Genomic DNA, 1311 nt, shown 5'->3' with positions numbered 1-1311 from the left:
GGTCCCGGCGGGCGGGCCGCGGTCCGGTGCCGGGCGCGGGCGCCCCGCCCGCCGGGACCTCGGCCGCCCCGCCCGTCCCGGCGCGGCGGCGGCGCCGGTCCGCGCCCGATGTTCGCCCGTGCGAAAGGGTCGGGGAATCCTTCTCGGTCCGGGCTTGCCGACGGGCAGCGCTTCACGTGTGCCGGACTCCCGTGCGACACCCGGGCTGCCCCTCCGGGGGCGGGCCTTGGCGCTCGACCCCCGCCGGATTCCGGGGCGGCCTCGGCTTCGCAGCTCCGTGCCACGCAGGGCCTTCGTCCGTGTGCTCGCGCGAATCGAAGCGCCATCGAACACTGCCCGAGAAGGCTCCGCGGAGGGTCCCCCCGGCGCGGCGCCGCGCCCTTCGGGCCGCTCCGGCCGGGCCGGGGTGTGCAGGCGGCCCGGGGCGGCGTAACCTTGCTGGCGCCATGCCGTACGAAGCACCCACCCACACCGTCGAACGCTCCCTCCGCGCAACCACCGGCGCCAAGGTCGTCGCCGGGGTCGACGAGGTCGGGCGAGGGGCCTGGGCCGGTCCGGTCACCGTCTGCGCGGCGATCACCGGACTGCGCCGCCCGCCCGAAGGGCTCACCGACTCCAAGCTCCTCACCCACAAGCGGCGCGACGCCCTCCTCGAGGTGCTGGAGACGTGGGTCACCTCGTACGCCCTCGGGCACGCCTCCCCGGAGGAGATAGACGAGCTCGGCATGACCGCCGCCCTGCGGCTGGCCGCCGAGCGCGCCCTGGAGGGGCTGCCCGTCCGGCCCGACGCGGTGATCCTCGACGGCAAGCACGACTACCTCGGCACGCCCTGGCAGGTCCGCACGGTGATCAAGGGCGACCAGTCCTGCGTCGCCGTCGCCGCCGCCTCGGTGATCGCCAAGGTCCGGCGCGACCGGTTGATGGCCGAACTCGGCTGCCCAGGCGGCGGGTTCGAGGGCTACGCCTTCGGCGACAACGCCGGCTACCCCTCGCCCGTGCACCGGGCGGCCCTGGAGGAGCTGGGGCCCACCCCGCACCACCGGCTGTCATGGGCGTACCTCGACGCGCTGCCCCGCTGGCGCCACCTCAAGAAGGTGCGGCGCAGCGAGGAGGCGCTGGAGCTGGAAAACGGAGGCCAACTGGGCTTCGATTTCTGATCGCACCCACGTGCCCCCCGGCGGTACGTTTCGTACCGCTGTTTGATAGACATCAACCCATGCCTCTCACCCCCGAGGAGCCTCAGATTCACGAGAGTGCCCAGGGTCCCCGCGTCACGCCGGCCGCGAGCCGCACCGCGCCGACCCCCCGCCC

Annotated in this window: 1 protein-coding gene; it reads left to right on the top strand. The window is 74.9% G+C overall.

The annotated features are described in order from the left end of the window. Positions 1-446: 446 nt before the first annotated feature. The gene (locus EF903_RS32670) at positions 447-1157 is read left to right on the top strand and encodes a ribonuclease HII (protein ID WP_125548543.1); all 711 of its coding nucleotides are present in this window, start codon (positions 447-449) and stop codon (positions 1155-1157) included. Positions 1158-1311: the final 154 nt, after the last annotated feature.

Source organism: Streptomyces sp. WAC05292, assembly GCF_003949955.1.
Classification (GTDB): Bacteria; Actinomycetota; Actinomycetes; order Streptomycetales; family Streptomycetaceae; genus Streptomyces; species Streptomyces globosus.
Note: the sequence above shows the minus strand (reverse complement) of the source record. Positions and strands in the feature narration are given on the sequence as shown.